Raw genomic sequence first — 20,641 nt, 5'->3', positions numbered from 1 at the left:
GGATAAAAGAAAAGGAGAGAGGAATATGATTTCGAACCAGATACTCCAGACAAACATTGAGGGGTTAAAAGGAATTACGCGTGTCGATCTCTGTATCTGTGATACGGAAGGCAAGGTGCTGGCATCCACATTTACTGGCGCTGAGGAATATGAGAGTGCAATTCTGGCTTTCGTAGACTCTCCGGCGGACAGCCAGGTGATACAGGGATATCAGTTTTTTAAGGTGTTTGACGATCACCAGTTAGAATATATACTTCTTGCCAAGGGCGGAAGCGACGACGTATACATGGTCGGCAAGATGGCGGCATTTCAGGTTCAGAACCTGCTGGTAGCTTATAAGGAGCGCTTTGACAAGGACAATTTTATCAAGAACCTGCTGCTTGACAACCTGCTTCTGGTTGACATTTATAACCGTGCGAAGAAGCTGCACATCGAGACGAACGTCAAGCGGATCGTATTTATCATTGAGACGCAGCATGAGAAGGATGTGAATGCACTTGAGACCGTCCGCAGTCTGTTCTCGACCAAGACGAAGGATTTCATCACGGCAGTGGATGAGAAGAACATTATTTTAGTCAAGGAAGTGAAGCCGGGCGAGACTTACGACGATCTGGAAAAGACAGCCACATCGATCGTAGATATGCTCAATACCGAGTCACTGACACGTGTCAGCGTGGCATTCGGTACGATCGTCAACGAGATCAAGGACGTATCGCGTTCTTATAAAGAGGCGAAGATGGCGCTGGATGTAGGAAAGATTTTCTACAGCAGCAAAAATGTGGTCGCATACAGCAAGCTGGGAATCGGACGTCTGATCTATCAGCTGCCGCTGCCGCTGTGCCGGATGTTTATCAAGGAAATTTTTGATGGCAAATCGCCGGATGAGTTTGATGAGGAGACTCTTACGACAATCAACAAGTTCTTCGAGAACAGCCTGAACGTATCAGAGACTTCCCGACAGCTTTACATCCACCGCAACACCCTGGTATACCGTCTGGATAAGCTCCAGAAGAGCACGGGATTGGATCTGCGGGTGTTTGAGGATGCGATCACATTTAAGATTGCCCTGATGGTTGTAAAATATATGAAATACATGGAAAACCTGGATTATTAATCCAAATTGCTGTGGCGGGGAGGAAGATTGCCTTTGCCGCAGCAATTTCATTTGGAGAATTGAAAAAGAGGATTTACGCATGATAGAGGTTAAAAATCTCACCAAGACGTACAAGACGGGGAATAAAGCCTTAAAGGAAATCAATATTCAGATTCAGGACGGCGAGTTTGTTTTCATTATGGGACGAAGCGGTTCCGGCAAATCGACGCTTTTAAAGCTTCTTTTGAAGGAGCTGGAGCCGACTTCCGGCCAGATTATCGTCAACGATATGGATCTGGAAAAGATGCCGAGGCGCTACATCCCGAAGTACCGCAGACGGCTGGGAATGGTGTTTCAGGATTTCCGTCTGTTGAAGGATAAAACAGTATATGAAAATGTCGCGTTTGCACAGCGGGTCATCGGCGTATCGCCCCGTGAGATTAAGAAAAATGTGCCGGAAATGCTCCGCCTGGTAGGGCTTTCTTCAAAATATAAAGCATACCCGAACCAGCTCTCGGGCGGCGAGCAGCAGCGTGTTGCGATTGCCCGTGCGCTGATTAACTCGCCGGAGATACTTCTGGCGGACGAGCCGACGGGAAACCTGGATGTACATAATTCCATGGAGATCATGGAGCTTCTGGAGGAGATAAACCGGCGCGGGACGACGGTGCTTGTGGTAACGCACAGCCGGGAGATCGTAGCAGAGATGGGAAAACGTGTGATCACGCTGACGCGCGGCGTGCTGACGGGAGATCAAAAAGGCGGTATCTGGCATGAAAATTAGTACATTGATTTACTGCACCAAAGAGGGCATGCGCAATATCATCCGGAATATCTGGTTTTCACTGGCGTCGGTGGCGATTATTTCGGCATGTATTTTCCTGTTCTGTATGTTTTTTGGCTTGATTGCCAACGTACAGTATATGGTGCGGAATGCAGAATCTACAGTAGGAATCACGGTTTTCTTCAATGAAGATATGAGTGAGGACGATATACAGAAAATCGGGGATGAGATACGCGCCCGCGATGAGGTCAAGGAAGTAAAGTATGTTTCTGCCGAGGAGGCATGGGAGAATTTTAAGAAAGAATATTTTAAGGGAGTCGAGGATCTGGCAGAAGGATTTGCGGATGACAACCCGTTAGCCGGTTCGGCGTCCTACGAGATCTATCTGAAAGACATTGACATGCAGGATGACATGGTTGCATGGCTTGGCACGGTGCAGGGAATCCGGAAGATCAATTATTCGAGCGATACGGCGTCCGGGCTTTCGAGCTTCAACAAGATGCTGGGACTTTTATCGGCGGTGATCATCGCTATTCTGCTGGCAGTTGCTATCTTCCTTATCAGCAATACGATCACGACGGCAGCTGCATTTAGACGGGAGGAAAACCGGATCATGCGCCTGATCGGTGCGACGAATTTCATGATCCGTGCGCCGTTCGTTGTACAGGGTGTGATGATCGGTCTGGTTGGCGCACTGATTCCGCTGGCGATCACGTATTTTCTGTACCGCCAGGCGGTTGTATATATGATGGAACGGTTTGATATCTTGTCGAACCTGATTGAATTTATCCCGATTCAGACCATTTTCCCGAGCATGGTAGCCGTAGCGATGGCGCTGGGCGTGGGAATCGGTTTTGTCGGAAGTTTCTTTACGATCCGCAGACATTTAAAGGTGTAAGAAACATTGGCGGCTGCTGCGGCGGCAGCGGAAATTTGCGGTAAAAAGGATGAGAACATGAAAAAACAGGGATTGAAAATACGTGCGGCTCTGTTCCTTGTGACGGCGGCGCTGGCATCTTCCCCAGTGCTGATCTCGGTAGCGGCAGCAACGAAAAAGGATGTAAGCAGCGCCAAGGATAAGAAAAGCGCCCTGGAACAGGAGAAAAAGAAGACCGAGGAGGCGATCAAAAGCCTTCAGGGGCTGAAAAGTAACACCGAGAGCTATGTCAAGGAGCTGGACACGAAGATGAATGATCTGCAGTCGCAGGTCACGAAGCTGGAAAATAATATTTCCAGCAAGCAGAAAAGCATCGATGAGACGGCGGTAAAGCTGGAAGAAGCGCAGAAAACCGAAAAAAAACAGTATGCTTCGATGAAAATGCGTATCAAATATATGTATGAGAAGGGCGACAGCAGCTACCTAAATCTGCTTCTGGAAGCCGTTCGCTCTCAGAGCTTTTAAACCGGGCAGAGTATGTTTCAAAGATTTCGGAGTATGACCGGAAGATGCTCGACCAGTATGTGGCGACGAAAGAGTCCATCGCGGACAGCAAGAAAAAGCTGGAGACGGAGAAGGCGGAGCTGCAGGAGATGAAGACGCAGACGGAGGCAAAGCAGGATTCAGTTCAGCTTCTCCTGAATGAGAAAAATAAAGAACTCCAGAACGTCAACGCGCAGATCGGCGAGAAATCAGCGCAGGCGAAAGCGTATGAGGACGATATCAAGGCGCAGGAAGCCAAGATCGTGCAGATGGAGGCGGAGATTAAGAAGAAGGAAGCGGAAGAGGCGGCGAAAAAAGCGGCAGAGGAAGCTGCCAGAAAAGCCGCCGCAGCGGGAAAGACGAATAATTCGACCGCGAAAGGGAATACTGGCAGTACGACTACCACTTCGACGGGAAGTTCTTCGCTGCGCTGGCCGTGCCCTGCAAGCGGACGCATTACATCTGGATTCGGAAAACGTAAATCACCGACGGCGGGCGCGTCCTCGAACCATAAGGGCATTGATATCAGCGCTTCGACCGGCAGCAGCATCGTGGCAGCCGCCGGAGGAACGGTTTCGATTGCAACCTACAGTTATTCGGCTGGAAATTATGTTGTGGTCAACCATGGAAATGGACTTTCAACCGTGTATATGCACTGTTCCCAGCTTCTGGTATCGGCAGGGGATACGGTAAAAGCCGGACAGACGATCGCGAAGGTAGGTTCGACCGGATATTCGACAGGTTCTCATCTGCATTTTGCAGTCCGCAAGAACGGAAGTTATGTAAACCCTTCGAGCTATGTAAGTCCGTAGTGCGGAAAGTATCAGGTGGCTGCAAAAGATGAAATCCGGGTAACTGTTCAGTAGGTCTGCGCATTTACTGCGCTGACCGTACGAAAACATGGACCAGCAGGCAAAAATCCCATTGCCGTAGGCAATTTTTGATGGATTTTTGCGCGTGACTGTGAAGGTACTGAACAGTTACAAATCCGGAAGGAATAGACAGGAATCAGGAGGCATAAGAGATGGACAGTAAAAATAAATTCTGGCGCGGTGTGATGGTCGGTGTGCTGGTGACAGCACTGGTGTGTCTGATCACGGTCGGTGCTTCGGCGGGTATTTACATGTTTGGACGCCGTGTGATCGATAACCAGACACAGGTACAGGTACAGACTGAGGGAACACCGTCGCAGGCACAGGAGCCGGTCAATTTTGAGAATGTCACGAAAAAGCTGGAGCAGATACAGGATATTATCGATAAAAAGTACCTGTTTGAGGAAAAAATTGATACATCCGAGGAGGAAGCCGGCATTTATCAGGGCTTTTTGAGTGGTTTAAATGATCCGTATGCGGTTTACTATACGCCGGACGAGCTGACAAGCTTCCTGGATGAGACAAATGGTTCTTACTGCGGCATCGGCGCTCTGGTATCCCAGAATGTCCAGACCGGCGTCAGCACGATCGTGCGCGTCTTTGAGGGCAGCCCGGCCGAGGAGGCAGGCATCCTTCCGGGTGATGCGCTTTATAAGGTAGACGGCACCGAGGTGATTGGCATGGATCTGTCGCTTCTGGTCAATAATTACGTCAAGGGCGAGGAAGGCAGTCAGCTGACGATCACGGTTTATCGTGAAAATAGCGACGAGTACAAGGATATTACCCTGACCCGCCGACCGATCGATGTGCAGACGGTGTCAGGCAAGATGCTGGATGAAGAGATCGGATATATTTCCGTTGCAGAGTTTGACCGTGTGACTGCCGATCAGTTTAAATCCAAGATCGAGGAACTGCAGGGCGAGGGCATGAAGCGCCTGATCATCGATCTGCGGAACAACCCGGGCGGCGAGGTGACGACGGTTGTCTCGATGGCGGATTATATCCTGAAAGATGGCGGACGGATCCTGACCGTGGCAAATAAGAAGGGCACGGAGGAGACATACGACGCTGAGGATGGACACAGCCTGGAGATCCCGATGGTTGTGCTGGTAAATGGCAATTCCGCCAGCGCGTCGGAGGTATTTACCGGTGCGATGAAGGATTACGGCGTGGCGACGATCGTCGGAACGAAGACTTTCGGTAAAGGTATCGTGCAGACGCTGATGCCGCTTTCGGATGGAAGCGCGATCAAGCTGACGACCGACCATTATTATACGCCGAATGGAAATGATATCCATGGAAAAGGCATCGAGCCGGATCTCGAGGTGGAGCTGGATGAAGAGGCGGCGCAGGAAGTCGTGATTCCAGAGGAGAAGGATAATCAGCTGCAGAAGGCGGTTGAGGTTGTGAAGGGAAAGTAACTTCTTATTTACATGACCCCAAAACTTACGGCACTTTCGATTCCAAAAGTGCCTATCCGTGAACAGTAACTTTAAAAGTATCCAGAAAAATAAGTGCGTTAGATCCTGAAACAGCTTGAAAAGTGGCAGTTTCAGGATTTAACGCTTAAAGTCGTGTCTGTTTTGGCTTTTTGAGAAAGACGATGAGTGAAGAATCTGGTATTTTTGATACTATAGAAAAAGAGGGAGAAATAGAATTATGTATGTAATTGCAGGACTTGGAAATCCGGGAAGAGAATATGAGGGAACCCGCCACAATGTGGGATTTATGACGCTGGATGCGCTGGCGGACAAGTATAACATTGATGTCCGGGAGAAAGCATTTAAGGGACTGATCGGAAAAGGCGTGATCGAGGGAAATAAGGTCATTCTGGTAAAGCCGCAGACGTATATGAACCTGAGCGGCGAGTGCATCCGTCAGGTGATGGATTATTATAAGGTAGATCCATCGGAGTTTATCGTGATTTATGACGATATCAGCCTGGTTCCGGGCGGCATCCGGATCCGCAAAAAAGGCAGCGCGGGCGGCCACAATGGAATCAAAAATATCATCGCCCATCTGGGAACGCAGGAATTTCCACGCGTGCGGATCGGTGTGGGAGAGAAGCCGGCGCGCATGGATCTGGCAGACTATGTGCTGGGACATTTTCCGAAAGAGGAAGCCGAAACGATGACGACGGCGTTTAAGGACGGTGCGGCGGCAGTCGTGGATATGATGACAGAGGGCGTTGAGGCGGCGATGAACCATTTTAACGGCGCGGCGCGCGGGGAGAAGGAGAAGCTAGAGAAGCAGAAGGCGGAGAGGAAGGAGGAAGTCAAGACACAATGAGCGATTTATTTGCAAATCCGTTAGAGGAGATGATCGAGTTTCAGGATCTCAAGACGGATTTACAGCGCGGACAGGGACCGCTTCTTGTCACGGGATGCCTGGATTCGCAGAAGGTGCATCTGCTGTCCGAGCTTTCGGATCTGACGCCCTGGAAGCTGATTGTCACCTACGATGATTCGAGGGCGCGGGAGATCTGTGAGGATTACCGGTGCTTTGATACGGATATTTCGCTGTACCCGGCGAGGGATCTGCTGTTTTATACGTCGGATATCCACGGAAACCTGCTGACGAAACAGCGGATTCAGGTCATGCGGCGGGTTCTGGAGAGTTCCGGCGGCGTGGTGGTCACGACGATCGACGGGCTGATGGAACATCTGCTGCCGCTTGCGTGGATGAAAGAGCGGAGTCTCACGATCGGGGCAGAAGATGTGGTCGAGGTCGGGAAGCTCGTGCACGCCCTGGCAGAAATGGGATATGAGAAGGTCGCGCAGGTTGAGGGATCAGGGCAGTTTTCGGTGCGCGGCGGTATCATTGACATTTTCCCGCTGACGGAGGAGGTGCCGTACCGGATCGAGCTGTGGGGCGATGAGGTCGATTCGATCCGTACCTTCGACCCGGAAAGCCAGCGATCGATCGAGCAGGTGGACGAGGCAGTGATCTATCCGGCGACGGAGATGGCGCTGACGCCGGAGCAGATTCAGGATGGAACCGAGGCGATCGAGAAAGACCGCAGGAAATACGTGAAAAAGCTCCGGGATGCCATGAAGACGGAAGAGGCGTACCGGATGGATTCGGCTGTCTCGGAGGTCTTAGAGGGGCTTCGCGAGGGCTTCCGGGTGCATGGGCTGGGAAGCTATATCCGGTATTTCTGCAAGGAAACGGTATCGTTTTTAAACTATTTTCCAGTCGATGAGCTGACGATTTTCCTGGATGAGCCGCTGCGCTTGAAGGAAAAAGCAGAGACGACCGAGACGGAGTTCCGGGAGAGCATGTCGCACCGTCTCGAGGGTGGCTATCTGCTTCCGGGGCAGACTTCCTTCCTCTATTCGGCGAAGGAGACGCTGGCGATGGCAATGCGTCCGCACACTCTTTTACTGCTGGGGCTGGATCAGAAGCTCTCCGGCATGACGGTTAAGAAAAAATACAGTCTGAGCGTTAAAAATGTCAATTCCTACCAGAATGGATTTGAGCTTTTAATCAGCGATCTGGCGCGCTGGAAGAAGGAAAAATACCGGGTGGTATTGCTGGCTGGTTCGCGGACGCGCGCGAGCCGTCTGGCGGGCGATCTGCGGGAGTATGATTTAAGGGCCTTCTGCCCGGATGAGGGCGAAAACACCGTGAAACCGGGTGAAATCCTGGTGACTTACGGAAAGCTGCATCGGGGATTTGAATATCCGCTGATTAAGTTCGTCGTGATCACCGAGGGAGACATGTTCGGCGGCGGACGGGGGCGGAAAAAGAAGAAAAAGACCTCCTACCAGGGTAAGAAAATCCAGAACTTTTCCGAGCTTTCGATCGGCGATTATGTGGTGCATGAGAGCCACGGACTCGGCATTTACCGGGGCATTGAGAAGATCGAGCAGGACAAGGTCGTCAAGGATTACATCAAGATTGAGTACCGCGACGGCGGAAATCTCTACCTTCCGGCGACACGCCTGGAGGGAATCCAGAAATATGCCGGTTCGGATGCCAGGACGCCGAAGCTCAATAAACTGGGCGGAATGGAATGGAATAAGACGAAGAGCAAGGTGCGCGGTGCGGTCCGTGATATTGCAAAGGATCTCGTCGAGCTTTATGCAGCGCGTCAGCGGAGCGAGGGCTACCAGTATGGACCGGATACGGTCTGGCAGAGGGAATTTGAGGAAATGTTCCCGTTTGAGGAGACGGAGGATCAGCTGGAGGCGATCGAGGCGACCAAAAAAGACATGGAAAGCCGCCGCATCATGGACCGCCTGATCTGCGGCGACGTTGGATACGGCAAGACGGAGATCGCGCTCCGGGCGGCATTTAAGGCGATTCAGGAGGGTAAGCAGGTTGTGTATCTGGTGCCGACCACAATTTTGGCGCAGCAGCATTACAATACCTTTGTGCAGAGGATGAAGGATTTCCCAGTGCGGGTCGATATGCTGTCGCGTTTCCGCACGGCGGGCGAGCAGAAAAAAACGCTGGAAGATTTGAAAAAAGGGCAGGTGGACGTCGTGATCGGAACGCACCGCGTCCTTTCTAAGGATGTTGTCTTTAAAAATCTGGGGCTTCTGATCATCGATGAGGAACAGCGCTTCGGCGTGGCACATAAGGAAAAGATCAAGAAACTAAAGGAAAATGTAGACGTTCTGACGCTGACGGCGACGCCGATTCCGCGTACCCTGCATATGAGTCTCATTGGCATCCGGGATATGAGCGTCCTGGAGGAACCGCCGGTGGATCGCCTGCCGATTCAGACCTACGTCATGGAGTACAACGACGAGATGGTGCGTGAGGCGATTCACAGGGAGCTGGCGCGGGGCGGACAGGTATATTATGTCTACAACCGTGTCAATAACATCGACGAGGTGGCAAACCATGTGGCGGCTCTGGTGCCGGAGGCAAACGTCGTGTTCGCCCACGGGCAGATGCACGAACATGAACTGGAAAAAATTATGCTGGATTTCGTCGAGGGCAATATCGACGTTCTGGTGTCTACGACCATCATTGAGACGGGACTGGACATTCCGAATGCGAACACGATCATCATCCACGACGCCGACCGGCTGGGGCTGTCGCAGCTCTACCAGATCCGCGGTCGCGTCGGACGTTCCGGGCGGACTTCGTATGCGTTTCTCATGTACCGGCGCGACAAGCTGCTGCGTGAGGAGGCGGAAAAACGTCTGCAGGCGATCCGTGAATTTACGGAGCTGGGAAGCGGTATCAAGATTGCGATGCGCGATCTGGAGCTGCGCGGCGCCGGAAATCTTCTGGGCGCGGAACAGCATGGCCACATGCAGGCGGTCGGTTATGACCTGTACTGCAAGCTCTTAAACGAGGCGGTGCTGGCACTTCGCGGTGAGAACGAAGCCGAGGACTTCGAGACGGTGGTGGACTGCGACATCGACGCGTATATTCCGCCGTCCTACATCCGCAATGAATACCAGAAACTCGACGTTTACAAGCGGATTTCCGGTATTGAGAACCAGGAAGAGTACATGGATATGCAGGATGAGCTGATCGACCGCTTTGGCGAGATTCCACGTTCGGTGGAGAACCTGTTAAAGATCGCCGATCTAAAAGCGCTTGCTCATCAGGCGGGTGTCGTGGAGGTCGATGTAAAGAAGCAGGATATCACGATTCAGATGTACCAGAAAGCCGATCTGGACGTCTCCGGCATTCCGGCGCTGATGGAGAAATATAAGGGCACGCTGACCTTCAGGACGGGTGATGTGCCGTCGTTCTATTACCGCGACGTGCGGCAGAAACATACGGACTGCGAGACGATGCTTGTGAAGGCGCGGGAGATTCTTTCCGGGCTGGCGGCGCTGGCGAAGAAATAAAAGGTCTCTTGACAAATAATAAATTTCGCTTATAATACAGAATATACTCAATAACCTTATAAAGGCGATGAAGGGAACAAGTAGAGATCCGCAGGGGAGCGCACAGAAAGCAGCCGGATGATGAGAGGCACGCGTAAACTGGATATTCGAATACATCCCGGAGCTTCGCACCGAAGAATCTGAAATCCGATCCGATGGAGGAGCTGCATGAAAATGTGCGGCGGTTGATTTGGTAGGCTGCGACGTGAGAGACACACGTTATCCGGTCGCGGTATCAGAAGGTACCGGCAGAGGCAGATAGGCGCGAGCTATCTGTGAATAAAGGTGGTAACACGGGAATTTTGCCCCGTCCTTTTTGGAGGACGGGGCTTTTTGTACCCCAAATTTTAATAAAGGAGTAGAGAGAAGATGCAGATTTACGAAGAATTAGTAGCCAGAGGCTGATCGCCCAGGTTACAAACGAAGAAGAGATCAAAAAACTGGTCAATGAAGGAAAAGCCATTTTCTATATCGGTTTTGACCCGACCGCAGACAGCCTTCATGTAGGTCATTTCATGGCACTGTGCCTGATGAAACGTCTGCAGATGGCAGGCAACAAGCCGATCGCATTACTGGGCGGCGGCACCGGCATGATCGGCGATCCGTCCGGACGTACGGATATGCGCCAGATGCTGACACCGGAGACGATCCAGCACAACTGCGACTGCTTCAAAAAGCAGATGAGCCGTTTCATCGATTTCTCCGATGACAAGGCGCTCTTAGTCAACAACGCAGAGTGGCTGATGAATCTGAATTATGTAAACTTACTGCGCGAGGTTGGACCGCATTTCAGTGTCAACCGCATGCTGACTGCTGAGTGCTACAAGCAGAGAATGGAGAGAGGTTTAAGCTTCTTAGAGTTCAACTACATGATCATGCAGAGCTACGATTTCTACATGCTGTACCAGAAATACGGCTGCAACATGCAGTTCGGCGGCGACGATCAGTGGAGCAATATGTTAGGCGGTACCGAGCTGATCCGCAGAAAGCTTGGCAAGGACGCACACGCGATGACCATCACCCTGCTGTTAAACTCCGAGGGCAAGAAGATGGGCAAGACCCAGTCAGGCGCTGTATGGCTGGATCCGAACAAGACCTCCCCGTTCGAGTTCTACCAGTACTGGAGAAACGTCGCTGACGCGGACGTATTAAAATGCCTGCGTATGCTGACCTTCCTGCCGCTTGAGCAGATCGATGAGATGGATAAATGGGAAGGCAGCCAGTTAAATACTGCAAAAGAGATCCTGGCTTACGAGCTGACCAAGCTGGTACACGGCGAGGAAGAGGCTGAGAAGGCACAGGCAGCAGCGAAAGCACTGTTTTCCAGCGGAAATGCAGCGAATATGCCGACCTACGAGCTGACGGAGGATGATTTCAACGGTGATGAGATCGATATTCTCTCCATCCTGCAGAAATCCGGTCTGGCTCCGTCCCGTTCCGAGGCAAGAAGAAATGTCGAGCAGGGCGGCGTATCTGTAGACGGAAACCAGGTAAAGGATATTAAGACAGTCTTTACGAAGGATCAGCTTTCCGGCGAAGGAATGGTTGTCAAGAGAGGTAAGAAAAACTTTAAGAAGGTTGTTCTGAAGTAGGATGTCTGGGGAAATTCACCTGCCTTGTTTGAGAGCAGAATGAAACTCAGTATAAAAATCAGAATCATGCCGCCGGCGATCTCTGCCCGGACTTTCAAGCAAAGCCCGAAGAGATGTCCGGCGGCGTTTCGGATCATGGAGAGAAACAGAGCAAATCCGAAACCATATCTTACATTCACTCCCACAAAAATTACCCAAATTTTACATAAACGATACCAAAACATGATTTCTGTAAATCGAGGAATCTTTTATACTGCGTACTGTAAGAAATCAAGGATAAAAAACTCTGAGAGAAAAAAGAGAGAGGAAAGAGGAATTTTATTATGAAGAAAAATATTCAGAAAACAATCGCAGTATTAGGAGCAGCCGTTCTGGCAACTGGAATGGTAGGATGTGGTTCCAGCAATACAAATACAAGTACAGCAGACACAAGCGCAGATAGCAGCGCAGCTGAAAGTGGTGCAGCAGCAGATACAACCGAGAACAGCGCAGATACAAAAGATTTAAGTGGTTCTATCACCCTGGCAGGTTCCACTTCGATGGAAAAATTTGCAAATGCACTGGCAGAAACGTTCATGGAGAAATATCCGAATGTGACCGTACAGGCTGAATTTACCGGTTCTTCCGCAGGTATCGAGTCCGTACTGGCAGGTCAGTGTGATGTCGGTGATTCTTCCAGAGCGTTAAAGGACGATGAGAAGGCAAAAGGTGCCGTTGAAAATATCGTAGCCATCGATGGTATCGCCGTTGTCGTTGACCCGTCCAACGCTGTAGATGGTCTGAGCAAGGATGACCTGACCGGCATTTACGACGGAAGCATCACAAACTGGAAGGATGTAGGCGGCAGCGATATGCCGATTGTCGTAGTCGGACGGGAAGCAGGTTCCGGTACAAGAGGCGCATTTGAGGAGCTTCTGGGTCTGGAAGATGTCTGCAAATATGCAAACGAGCTGGATTCTACCGGTGCTGTTATGGCAAAGGTTGCATCCACACCGGGTTCCATCGGATACGTTTCATTGGATGTAGTTGACGATACCGTTAAGGCAGTTAAACTGGATGATGTAGAGCCGACGGAGGAGAACATCAAGGCAGGCAGCTATTTCTTAAGCCGTCCATTCGTTATGGCAACCAAGGGAGAAATTTCTGAGCAGAACGAGCTGGTACAGGCGCTGTTTGACTATGTATACTCTGCAGAAGGCGATGACCTGATTAAATCTGTAGGCCTGATTACTACGAAGTAAGAAACTGCATCGGAATTTGTGAATGTGGATAAAATTACCGGTGGAAACCGGTAAGGATAGAAAAATCAGTAATTCACGAATACACATAATATTGAATAGATTCAAATAATATCGAGTCGCTTGCAGTCAAGCCGCAGAAAGGAAACTCTGCTTTGACCGAAAGCGGCTCGCTGTTCAATCCGGGACAGGAGAGACATATGCACGAAAAGAAATTTACCATTTTTGGAAGCCATGCCACGAAATCAGCGGTAGAGAGGGCAGCGGAAATTATTTTTACTGCCTGCGGCCTGCTGGCGGTGGTGGCAGTTTTTTCAATTACCTTATACATGATTATCAGCGGTACCCCGGCACTTTTTAAGGTGGGTGTTCCGGAAATCTTATTTGGAACCGTCTGGAAGCCGACTGGAAATCCGGCGTCTTTCGGAATTCTCTACGTTATTTTAACTTCCATCGTCGGAACCTTTCTGGCGATCCTGATCGGTGTTCCGATTGGGCTGTTTACCGCCATCTTTCTGGCAGAGGTTGCGCCGCCGAAGGTAGCGGCAGTGGTCCGCCCGGCAGTTGAGCTTCTGGCAGGTATTCCGTCGGTTATCTACGGACTCTTAGGAATTTTGATTTTAAATCCCCTGATGTATAAGCTGGAAATGAAAATCTTTGCCGGTTCCACGACGCATCAGTTTACCGGCGGTGCGAACCTGATATCGGCGGTTCTGGTTCTGGCAATCATGATTCTTCCGACCGTCATCAATATCAGCGAGGCGTCGCTTAGGGCAGTCCCGAAACATTTAAAAAGCGCATCGCTGGCGCTCGGTGCAACGCATATCCAGACGATTTTCAAAGTAATCGTTCCGGCGGCGCACTCCGGCATCATCACGGCGGTGGTTTTAGGTTGCGGACGTGCGATCGGGGAGGCAATGGCGATCAGCCTGGTATCTGGAAGTTCAGTCAATCTGCCGCTTCCATTTAACTCCGTCCGTTTCCTGACAACCGCGATCGTGGCGGAAATGTCTTATTCAGAGGGACTTCACCGGGAAGTGCTCTTTACCATCGGTCTGGTGCTGTTCGTATTTATCATGTTTATCAACACGGTGCTCAGCCGGATGTTTGTGAAGGAGGGCGGCGCAGATGACCGATAATAGAATGAAAAGTATTTACCAGAAGCGCACCCGCATCGGGGACAATATCTTAAAAGCGCTGATTTATCTGGCAGCTGGCGTGGCGATCGCGCTGTTAGTTGGCATCATGGGGTATGTGTTTGTGCGCGGCCTGCCGCAGGTTTCCTGGCAGCTTCTGTCCACGGTGCAGAGCTCTTTAAAGGGCACCTTTGGTATTCTGGGAAATATCATCAACACGATTTACATCATTGTAATTACCCTTATCATTGCAGCGCCGATCGGAATCGGCTCCGCCATTTATCTGAACGAATACGCAAAGCCGGGAAAACTGGTGCGGACGATTGAATTTACAACCGAGATCCTGTCCGGTATTCCGTCGATTATTTTTGGCTTGTTCGGTATGGTCTTTTTCGGAATGACGCTGAAGCTGGGCTATTCGGTTCTGACCGGATCCTTCACGCTGACCCTGATGGTGCTTCCGCTGATTACGCGGAACACACAGGAAGCACTCAAAACCGTTCCGGACAGCTACCGCAGCGGCGCACTGGGAATCGGTGCAACGAAATGGTATATGATCCGGACGATCCTGCTGCCGAGCGCGGCACCGGGTATTCTGACCGGCGTCATCCTTTCGATTGGCCGTATCGTGGGCGAGTCGGCGGCGCTTCTGTTTACTGCCGGAAGCGGCTTCCAGCTTCCGAAAAACCTGTTTGGAAAACTGTTTGAGTCGAGCGGCACGCTGACCATCCAGCTCTACCTGTCGATGCAGAAAGCAAAATACGATCAGGCGTTTGGAATCGCGGTCGTGCTTCTGATTATCGTGCTGGGAATCAACCTGCTGACGAGATTTTTGACCAACCGGTTTGATGTGACAAAATTAAAATAAAGTAAAAAATGAGGAAATGATATGGAGACAAAAATTTCTACGTCGGATTTGAATCTGTACTATGGAAATAATCATGCATTAAAAAATATCAATCTGGATATATATGAAAATCAGATCACAGCTTTCATCGGACCGTCCGGCTGCGGTAAGTCTAGCTATTTAAAGACATTGAACCGCATGAACGATCTGGTGCCGAATGTGACAATCAATGGAAAGGTGTTGATCGACGGCGAGGATATCTACGATCCGAAGGTGGATACGACGCTTCTTCGCAAGAAGGTCGGCATGGTATTTCAGCAGCCGAACCCATTTCCGATGAGTATTTATGACAATATCGCGTATGGACCGCGGATTCACGGTATCAAGGGAAAGGCAGAGCTGGATGCGATCGTAGAGAAGAGTCTGCGCGGCGCGGCTCTGTGGGATGAGGTCAAGGACCGCCTGAAATGTTCTGCACTGGGACTTTCCGGTGGACAGCAGCAGCGTCTCTGCATCGCACGTGCGCTGGCGGTTGAGCCGGAGATTCTTCTTATGGATGAGCCGACCTCGGCACTGGACCCGATTTCCACGCTGAAAATCGAGGATCTGATGGGCGAACTCAAGAAGAATTATACCGTTGTCATCGTTACCCATAATATGCAGCAGGCGACCCGTATTGCGGACTATACGGCATTTTTCCTGGTAGGAGAGGTGGTCGAGTATGCACCGACGACGGATCTGTTCTCGCATCCGCGGGAGAAGAAGACGGAAGACTATATTACCGGACGGTTTGGATGATAGGCGTAAGATTGAGGATTTAAAAATAAGTAGAAAATCAGTTTACTGTTCAGAAGTGGAAAATTTCTGGGCAGAAAACATGGGAGATGGAGAGGAGATACGGGATGGCGACTAGAGAGGCATTTATACAGGAGTTAGAAGGGCTGAATCAGGAATTGAACGCGATGAGCCAGATGGTGCAGGATGCGATTGACAGTAGTTTTCAAGCGCTTACCGAGCATAATGAAAAGCTGGCACAGAAGGTCATCAAAGGAGACCGGGATGTGGACAATATAGAGCGAAAGATCGAGACACACTGCCTGATGCTGATGTTAAAGCAGCAGCCGGTTGCCAGTGATCTGCGCCATATCTCGACGGCGCTGAAGGTTGTGACTGATCTGGAGCGGATGGGCGATCAGGCGGCGGACATTGCCGATCTGTCCCTGCGTTTGGAGGATGCAGATATTAGTCTTGTAAGCAAACATCTTCCGGCCATGGTGGCAAATGTGAAAACGATGGTAAAGGATGCGATTCACGCGTTTATTGAGCGTGACACCGAGACGGCGGAGACATTTGAACAGAGGGATGACCTGATCGATGCCTTCTTTGAGCGGGTAAAACGAGAAGTGATTGAGTTTCTGAAAAAAGACGGGGATAAATCCGATGTGGCAGTCGATCTTTTGATGGTTGCTAAGTATCTGGAGCGAATCGCGGATCACGCGGTCAATGTATGCGAGTGGACAGAGTTTTCGGACACAGGGGCAGTGGGGGATGTGATGATTCTCTAGGTTTAATTAAAATCCGGGCATGAAAAATGAAAATTAGATGCCTGGATTTTTTCCGTTCCGCATAAAATAAATAGAATATGTGGAAATAACGTGGAGTGCGATATATCATGCGTGATATAGTGCTGGAACTTTTAAGTTCATACGGATATGCGGGAATGTTTGCCCTGATTCTAATTGAGAATTTGTTTCCGCCGATCCCGTCGGAAGTGATTTTAACCTTTGGTGGATTTATGACAACATATACACGGATGAACATAGCCGGGGCAGTTCTGGCAGCGACGGCGGGCTCGGTGCTGGGGGCGCTGATTCTGTATGAGCTGGGGCGGCACATTCCCGTGCAGAAGTTTTATGCATTTTTGGGCGGGGCATGGGGAAAACGGCTGGGAGTAGAAGTGGAAGATGTGAAAGATGCAGACGGATGGCTGGAGAGAACGGGACGGTCAGCCGTCTTTTTTTGCCGGTTCGTTCCGATCATCCGAAGCCTGATCTCGATTCCGGCGGGGATGGCAAAGATGGAACTGCTGCCGTTTCTCCTTCTGACAACAGCGGGCAGTCTTATCTGGAATACGGTGCTCATCGGAGCCGGCGCGGTGGCGGGGGCATCGTGGGAACGTATTCTGGTGCTGTTAAAAACATATTCCCGCTTCGCCGTGATGGGAGCGGGAATCTTGGGATTTGCGGTGGCGAGTGTGTATTTTCGGAAACGATAACAACAAGAGGGGGAAAATGTGCAAAAATTCCCCAAAATCGTTGTTTATAAAGAGTGATAATTCATGCAGAAAGAGTTTATTCATTCAAGTAAAAATATATGGTGTCATTCTTTACTTCCAGCCGTGCCGTCCCATCGATCACCAGCTGTTCCAGATATGGGCGCAGGTGGCGTTCCTGACGGATGAGCTGGTCGTAGGTACCGATATGCATTCCGATCAGGCGTCGGCTTTCCTGATAAAATTCATCACGCGTCATCGGTCTCTGCAAAAGCTTTGCCAGCTCTGCGAGACGCAGACGGACAAGATCCATATTTTTGTCCGCCAGTTCCCGGATATTGCCATCAAATGGACCTTTGTGCGATAAAATCCAGTGCTGGTAAGGCAGTTTTGTGATTGCTTCCTTGCTTTCCAGATCCAGACCGACGTGGTCGCAGTATGGAAGCTTGACGTGACGCAGGACATTTTCGGTTAAAAGCGCGTCTCCGGCAAAGCAGACGCCGTCCGGTGTGCCGATGACGATGTGGTCGAGGGAATGCCCCGGCAGATGGTGAACCGGGAAGGTTACGCCGCAGAGTGTCACGGAAGTATCCTCCGGCTGGATGATACAGTCAACCGGGCAGCGCTGCTCGGTGTCGATGGAAACCTTTTCCTCCTCGGAGCGCCCGAAATAATTGGTATACCGTTCCAGCGCCGCCTGGGAGGCGATCAGCCCGGCTTCGCCAAGCGACATAGCCAGTGGAATCTGAAAGGCTTCGCGCAGGCGTTTGCTGTTTCCATGATGGTCGATGTGCGCGTGGGAAACGATCAGCCCCGCCGGGGTCAGCCCGGCGTCTTTCAGAGAGCCGACCAGCTCGTCATATTCCTTTGAGTAACCATTGTCAAACAGGATGCAGCGGGTGTCGTCGATGCGGTAAACGCCGATGGCTGTTTTGCCAAGCAGACAGTCTGTATTTCCAGAAACGTGTATGAGTTCCACGGGAAGAGTCCTCCTTTTATCATGAATAACGCAAAAAGCGACGGCTGAGATATCTCCGCTGTCGCTTTTTAAGAATGCGTCTGATAGGAATCGAACCTACGCCTCAGGCTCCGGAGGCCGGCGCTCTATCCACTGAGCTACAGACGCATTACTTGTATGATACTATAATATTTAGAAAATTGCAAGTTTTTTTTCGGAAATACCGCTTGCCGAGTAACCAAATCACCGCTATAATATTAACAATCGAATAAGTCAGGAGGCGGTCGGGTGGGAGAACCGAAAAAGAAACCGGGACGCAGCCGGAAGAACGGAACGGACTGGGAACTGCGCCGCTATGTGATGCTGCTTGCGGCGGTGATTGTATTGATTCTGATTGGCGCGGTGGCGATGTTTTCCGGGAAAATAACAAACATTCTGGGGAAAAAGGATGGCTTACCGGCAGAAATGGTGGATACAGGCGGATCTGGAATGGTGATTGAGCCGGACACGAAAGAATATATTCAGGACTTTGGCGGATGTATTCTGACAGAGAATGGCGAGCCGGGGATCACAGAGCTGATGAATACTTATTTTCAGGCGGTTTCCGACTGTGATATGGATACGTTTGTGAAGTTGTTTACCTCACAGGATACGAGTGAGGAAGAACACTACCGTCAGGAATTTGAAGAACAGAAGCAGTACATTTCCGGGTACCAGAATGTGAAATGTTATACGACGCCGGGGCTTAGGGACGGCGAGATGGCAGCGTATGTGTATTATGAGATTTTGTATACGGGCGTGGAGACACCGGCACCGAGTCTGGTGCGGATCTATGCGGTCCGGGCGGAGGACGGAAGCTGGCAGATCGATGACGGGAAAATGTCCGAAGAGCTGACGCAGTATTTTGAAGAGCTGTCGGTCAATGAGGATGTGCGCCTTCTCAGCAAGCAGACGGATGAAGCAATGGATGCGGCGATGGAGCAGGATGAAGCGCTGAAAGAGCGCGTGGAATTTATGAAACAGGGCGCATCTTATATGCAGGAGGAGTCAGAACCGGCTGCGTCAAATCCTTAAAATGCTTTATTGAATTCGTCTGGCTGGAAAAATAAAGTTTTTAAGGTATGGAAAGCTGAAAAGCGGATATGCCGGAGTATGGAGAAATGGTTGATAGCATATAAGATATAAAACTGATTGATTTATAAAAAGTGAAAGTACAGATATAGAAAGACAAAGAGGCACAAAGAATGGATGTAAAAGATTTTTATTATGATTTACCACAGGAGCTGATCGCGCAGGATCCGCTGGAAGATCGTTCTTCTTCCCGGCTTTTAGTGCTGGATAAAAAGACGGGCGAGATGCAGCACAAGGTGTTTAAGGATATTGTCAATTATCTTCATCCGGGCGATTGTCTGGTGATCAATGATACGAAGGTTATCCCGGCGCGTCTGATCGGAAGCAAGGAGGGAACGGATGCACATATCGAGATTCTTCTTCTGAAACGTCGTGAGAACGATATCTGGGAGACACTGGTAAAGCCGGGTAAAAAGGCAAAACCGGGAACCGTAATTAATTTTGGCGATGGTTTGTTAAAAGGAACCGTCATTGATGTGGTAGAAGAGGGAAATCGTCTGATTCAGTTCTCCTATGAGGGTATTTTCGAGGAGATTCTCGACCAGCTCGGCCAGATGCCGCTGCCGCCGTATATCACACACCGCCTGCAGGACAAGAACCGCTATCAGACGGTTTATGCGGAACACGAAGGATCGGCGGCTGCACCGACGGCAGGTCTGCATTTCACGAAAGAGCTGCTGGCACAGATTCAGGAAATGGGCGTCAAGATCGCGCACGTCACACTTCATGTGGGTCTGGGAACCTTCCGGCCGGTCAAGGTATCGAATGTACTGGATCATCATATGCACTCGGAGTTCTATCGTATCGAGGAAGATGCCGCCAACATGATCAATGAGACGAAGAAAAATGGCGGACGCATCATCTGTGTCGGTACGACAAGCTGCCGGACGATTGAATCCGCAGCGGCTGAGGACGGCACGATCCGCGCATGCAGCGGCTGGACGGACATTTTCATTTATCCAGCTACCAGTTCAAGATTCTGGACTGCCTGATCACAAACTTCCACCTGCCGGAGTCCACGCTCGTCATGCTGGTATCCGCACTGGCAGGCAGAGAACATGTGCTCACGGCGTATGAAGAGGCGATCCGGCAGAGATATCGGTTCTTTAGTTTTGGGGATGCTATGTTTATCCAGTAGAGAAAAGGGATGTATGAAAAAGACTCATAGTGAAAGGCTATGGGTCTTTTTATTTCGAAAAATGTTTGAAAAACGGCACACCGCGTTCTCGTTACTTTAGCCTGCAAATAAAAAGTCAAGACTTAATGGGGAAAAAAATATAAAATTTTACATGGTTAAAATTAGGCACTAAAATAAGACCACCACAAGCAGTGCGGGTCTGCAAATAAAAGTTTTGAATTAGCTTGACTCAGAAAGAATACAGAGATATTCCTTCACTCGTCCATAATAAATTCTGAGAAATTTATTAGCGCCTGCAGTCATGT

At 50.3% G+C, this 20,641-nt stretch carries 16 protein-coding genes, 1 tRNA gene and 2 pseudogenes; 17 read left to right on the top strand and 2 right to left on the bottom strand.

Annotated elements, in window-relative coordinates; genetic code table 11:
* Window positions 1–25: 25 nt before the first annotated feature.
* From DWX76_RS08690 to DWX76_RS08625, 15 genes and pseudogenes are all read left to right on the top strand, one after another.
* Window positions 26–1,114: a PucR family transcriptional regulator gene (locus tag DWX76_RS08690; RefSeq protein WP_107001479.1), complete on the top strand. Its 1,089-nt coding sequence runs from the start codon at window positions 26–28 to the stop codon at window positions 1,112–1,114.
* 79 nt (window positions 1,115–1,193) lie between these two features.
* Entirely contained in the window at window positions 1,194–1,877 is a 684-nt protein-coding gene (ftsE, locus tag DWX76_RS08685) for a cell division ATP-binding protein FtsE (RefSeq protein WP_118469420.1), read from the top strand.
* Window positions 1,867–2,775 (top strand): permease-like cell division protein FtsX, encoded by a 909-nt coding sequence (ftsX, locus tag DWX76_RS08680; protein ID WP_022359886.1) that lies wholly within the window; start codon window positions 1,867–1,869, stop codon window positions 2,773–2,775. Before ftsE ends, ftsX begins: the two co-directional genes overlap by 11 nt.
* A 57-nt stretch (window positions 2,776–2,832) precedes the next feature.
* Window positions 2,833–3,279 carry a hypothetical protein gene (locus tag DWX76_RS15070; RefSeq protein WP_412694027.1) on the top strand — a complete coding sequence of 149 codons (447 nt, stop codon included), beginning with the start codon at window positions 2,833–2,835 and terminating at the stop codon, window positions 3,277–3,279.
* A gap of 44 nt (window positions 3,280–3,323) precedes the next feature.
* Window positions 3,324–4,109, top strand: coding sequence for a peptidoglycan DD-metalloendopeptidase family protein (locus DWX76_RS15065; protein ID WP_412694026.1), 786 nt, complete (start codon window positions 3,324–3,326; stop codon window positions 4,107–4,109).
* 212 nt (window positions 4,110–4,321) lie between these two features.
* A complete protein-coding gene (locus DWX76_RS08670; RefSeq protein ID WP_022359888.1) occupies window positions 4,322–5,590 on the top strand; it encodes a S41 family peptidase in 1,269 nt (422 codons plus the stop codon).
* Between the two features lie 238 nt (window positions 5,591–5,828).
* Complete coding sequence (gene pth, locus DWX76_RS08665; protein ID WP_022359889.1) at window positions 5,829–6,458, top strand: aminoacyl-tRNA hydrolase; 630 nt, start codon at window positions 5,829–5,831, stop codon at window positions 6,456–6,458.
* The gene (gene mfd / locus DWX76_RS08660) at window positions 6,455–9,985 is read left to right on the top strand and encodes a transcription-repair coupling factor (RefSeq protein WP_118523807.1); all 3,531 of its coding nucleotides are present in this window, start codon (window positions 6,455–6,457) and stop codon (window positions 9,983–9,985) included. Before pth ends, mfd begins: the two co-directional genes overlap by 4 nt.
* A gap of 408 nt (window positions 9,986–10,393) precedes the next feature.
* A pseudogene (gene tyrS / locus DWX76_RS08655) lies at window positions 10,394–11,616 on the top strand (tyrosine--tRNA ligase).
* Window positions 11,617–11,939: 323 nt separating this feature from the next.
* The gene (locus tag DWX76_RS08650; protein WP_118523810.1) at window positions 11,940–12,857 is read left to right on the top strand and encodes a phosphate ABC transporter substrate-binding protein; all 918 of its coding nucleotides are present in this window, start codon (window positions 11,940–11,942) and stop codon (window positions 12,855–12,857) included.
* A gap of 197 nt (window positions 12,858–13,054) precedes the next feature.
* On the top strand, window positions 13,055–13,993 hold the full coding sequence (gene pstC / locus DWX76_RS08645; protein WP_118523821.1) for a phosphate ABC transporter permease subunit PstC: 939 nt from the start codon (window positions 13,055–13,057) through the stop codon (window positions 13,991–13,993).
* Window positions 13,983–14,858 (top strand): phosphate ABC transporter permease PstA, encoded by an 876-nt coding sequence (pstA, locus tag DWX76_RS08640; RefSeq protein WP_118523811.1) that lies wholly within the window; start codon window positions 13,983–13,985, stop codon window positions 14,856–14,858. Before pstC ends, pstA begins: the two co-directional genes overlap by 11 nt.
* 21 nt (window positions 14,859–14,879) lie before the next feature.
* Window positions 14,880–15,635: a phosphate ABC transporter ATP-binding protein PstB gene (gene pstB / locus DWX76_RS08635; RefSeq protein WP_118570505.1), complete on the top strand. Its 756-nt coding sequence runs from the start codon at window positions 14,880–14,882 to the stop codon at window positions 15,633–15,635.
* 104 nt (window positions 15,636–15,739) lie between these two features.
* A complete protein-coding gene (gene phoU / locus DWX76_RS08630; RefSeq protein ID WP_118523813.1) occupies window positions 15,740–16,402 on the top strand; it encodes a phosphate signaling complex protein PhoU in 663 nt (220 codons plus the stop codon).
* Between the two features lie 107 nt (window positions 16,403–16,509).
* Entirely contained in the window at window positions 16,510–17,112 is a 603-nt protein-coding gene (locus DWX76_RS08625; protein WP_022359897.1) for a DedA family protein, read from the top strand.
* A 76-nt stretch (window positions 17,113–17,188) separates the two neighbouring features.
* Here DWX76_RS08625 and DWX76_RS08620 read toward each other — a convergent pair whose 3' ends face one another.
* Together DWX76_RS08620 and DWX76_RS08615 are read right to left on the bottom strand one after the other, a co-directional pair.
* Entirely contained in the window at window positions 17,189–18,088 is a 900-nt protein-coding gene (locus tag DWX76_RS08620; RefSeq protein WP_182429132.1) for an MBL fold metallo-hydrolase, read from the bottom strand.
* Window positions 18,089–18,163: 75 nt separating this feature from the next.
* Window positions 18,164–18,235: transfer RNA gene (locus tag DWX76_RS08615), tRNA-Arg, on the bottom strand.
* A gap of 120 nt (window positions 18,236–18,355) precedes the next feature.
* Here DWX76_RS08615 and DWX76_RS08610 point away from each other — a divergent pair.
* Complete coding sequence (locus tag DWX76_RS08610; RefSeq protein WP_118523815.1) at window positions 18,356–19,141, top strand: hypothetical protein; 786 nt, start codon at window positions 18,356–18,358, stop codon at window positions 19,139–19,141.
* Between the two features lie 170 nt (window positions 19,142–19,311).
* Window positions 19,312–20,336, top strand: a pseudogene (queA, locus tag DWX76_RS08605) (tRNA preQ1(34) S-adenosylmethionine ribosyltransferase-isomerase QueA).
* Window positions 20,337–20,641: the final 305 nt, after the last annotated feature.

Origin of the sequence: Clostridium sp. AF21-20LB, assembly GCF_003478795.1 — a bacterium.
GTDB lineage: Bacteria > Bacillota > Clostridia > Lachnospirales > Lachnospiraceae > Otoolea > Otoolea fessa.
This window is presented reverse-complemented; position numbering and strand designations above follow the sequence as displayed.

What these genes read in the sequence shown, in the direction of transcription:
- DWX76_RS08690 (WP_107001479.1), top strand. Translation starts at nt 26, where the DNA reads ATGATTTCGAACCAGATACTCCAGACAAACATTGAGGGGTTAAAAGGA.
- ftsE (WP_118469420.1), top strand. Translation starts at nt 1,194, where the DNA reads ATGATAGAGGTTAAAAATCTCACCAAGACGTACAAGACGGGGAATAAA.
- ftsX (WP_022359886.1), top strand. Translation starts at nt 1,867, where the DNA reads ATGAAAATTAGTACATTGATTTACTGCACCAAAGAGGGCATGCGCAAT.
- DWX76_RS15070 (WP_412694027.1), top strand. Translation starts at nt 2,833, where the DNA reads ATGAAAAAACAGGGATTGAAAATACGTGCGGCTCTGTTCCTTGTGACG.
- DWX76_RS15065 (WP_412694026.1), top strand. Translation starts at nt 3,324, where the DNA reads ATGCTCGACCAGTATGTGGCGACGAAAGAGTCCATCGCGGACAGCAAG.
- DWX76_RS08670 (WP_022359888.1), top strand. Translation starts at nt 4,322, where the DNA reads ATGGACAGTAAAAATAAATTCTGGCGCGGTGTGATGGTCGGTGTGCTG.
- pth (WP_022359889.1), top strand. Translation starts at nt 5,829, where the DNA reads ATGTATGTAATTGCAGGACTTGGAAATCCGGGAAGAGAATATGAGGGA.
- mfd (WP_118523807.1), top strand. Translation starts at nt 6,455, where the DNA reads ATGAGCGATTTATTTGCAAATCCGTTAGAGGAGATGATCGAGTTTCAG.
- DWX76_RS08650 (WP_118523810.1), top strand. Translation starts at nt 11,940, where the DNA reads ATGAAGAAAAATATTCAGAAAACAATCGCAGTATTAGGAGCAGCCGTT.
- pstC (WP_118523821.1), top strand. Translation starts at nt 13,055, where the DNA reads ATGCACGAAAAGAAATTTACCATTTTTGGAAGCCATGCCACGAAATCA.
- pstA (WP_118523811.1), top strand. Translation starts at nt 13,983, where the DNA reads ATGACCGATAATAGAATGAAAAGTATTTACCAGAAGCGCACCCGCATC.
- pstB (WP_118570505.1), top strand. Translation starts at nt 14,880, where the DNA reads ATGGAGACAAAAATTTCTACGTCGGATTTGAATCTGTACTATGGAAAT.
- phoU (WP_118523813.1), top strand. Translation starts at nt 15,740, where the DNA reads ATGGCGACTAGAGAGGCATTTATACAGGAGTTAGAAGGGCTGAATCAG.
- DWX76_RS08625 (WP_022359897.1), top strand. Translation starts at nt 16,510, where the DNA reads ATGCGTGATATAGTGCTGGAACTTTTAAGTTCATACGGATATGCGGGA.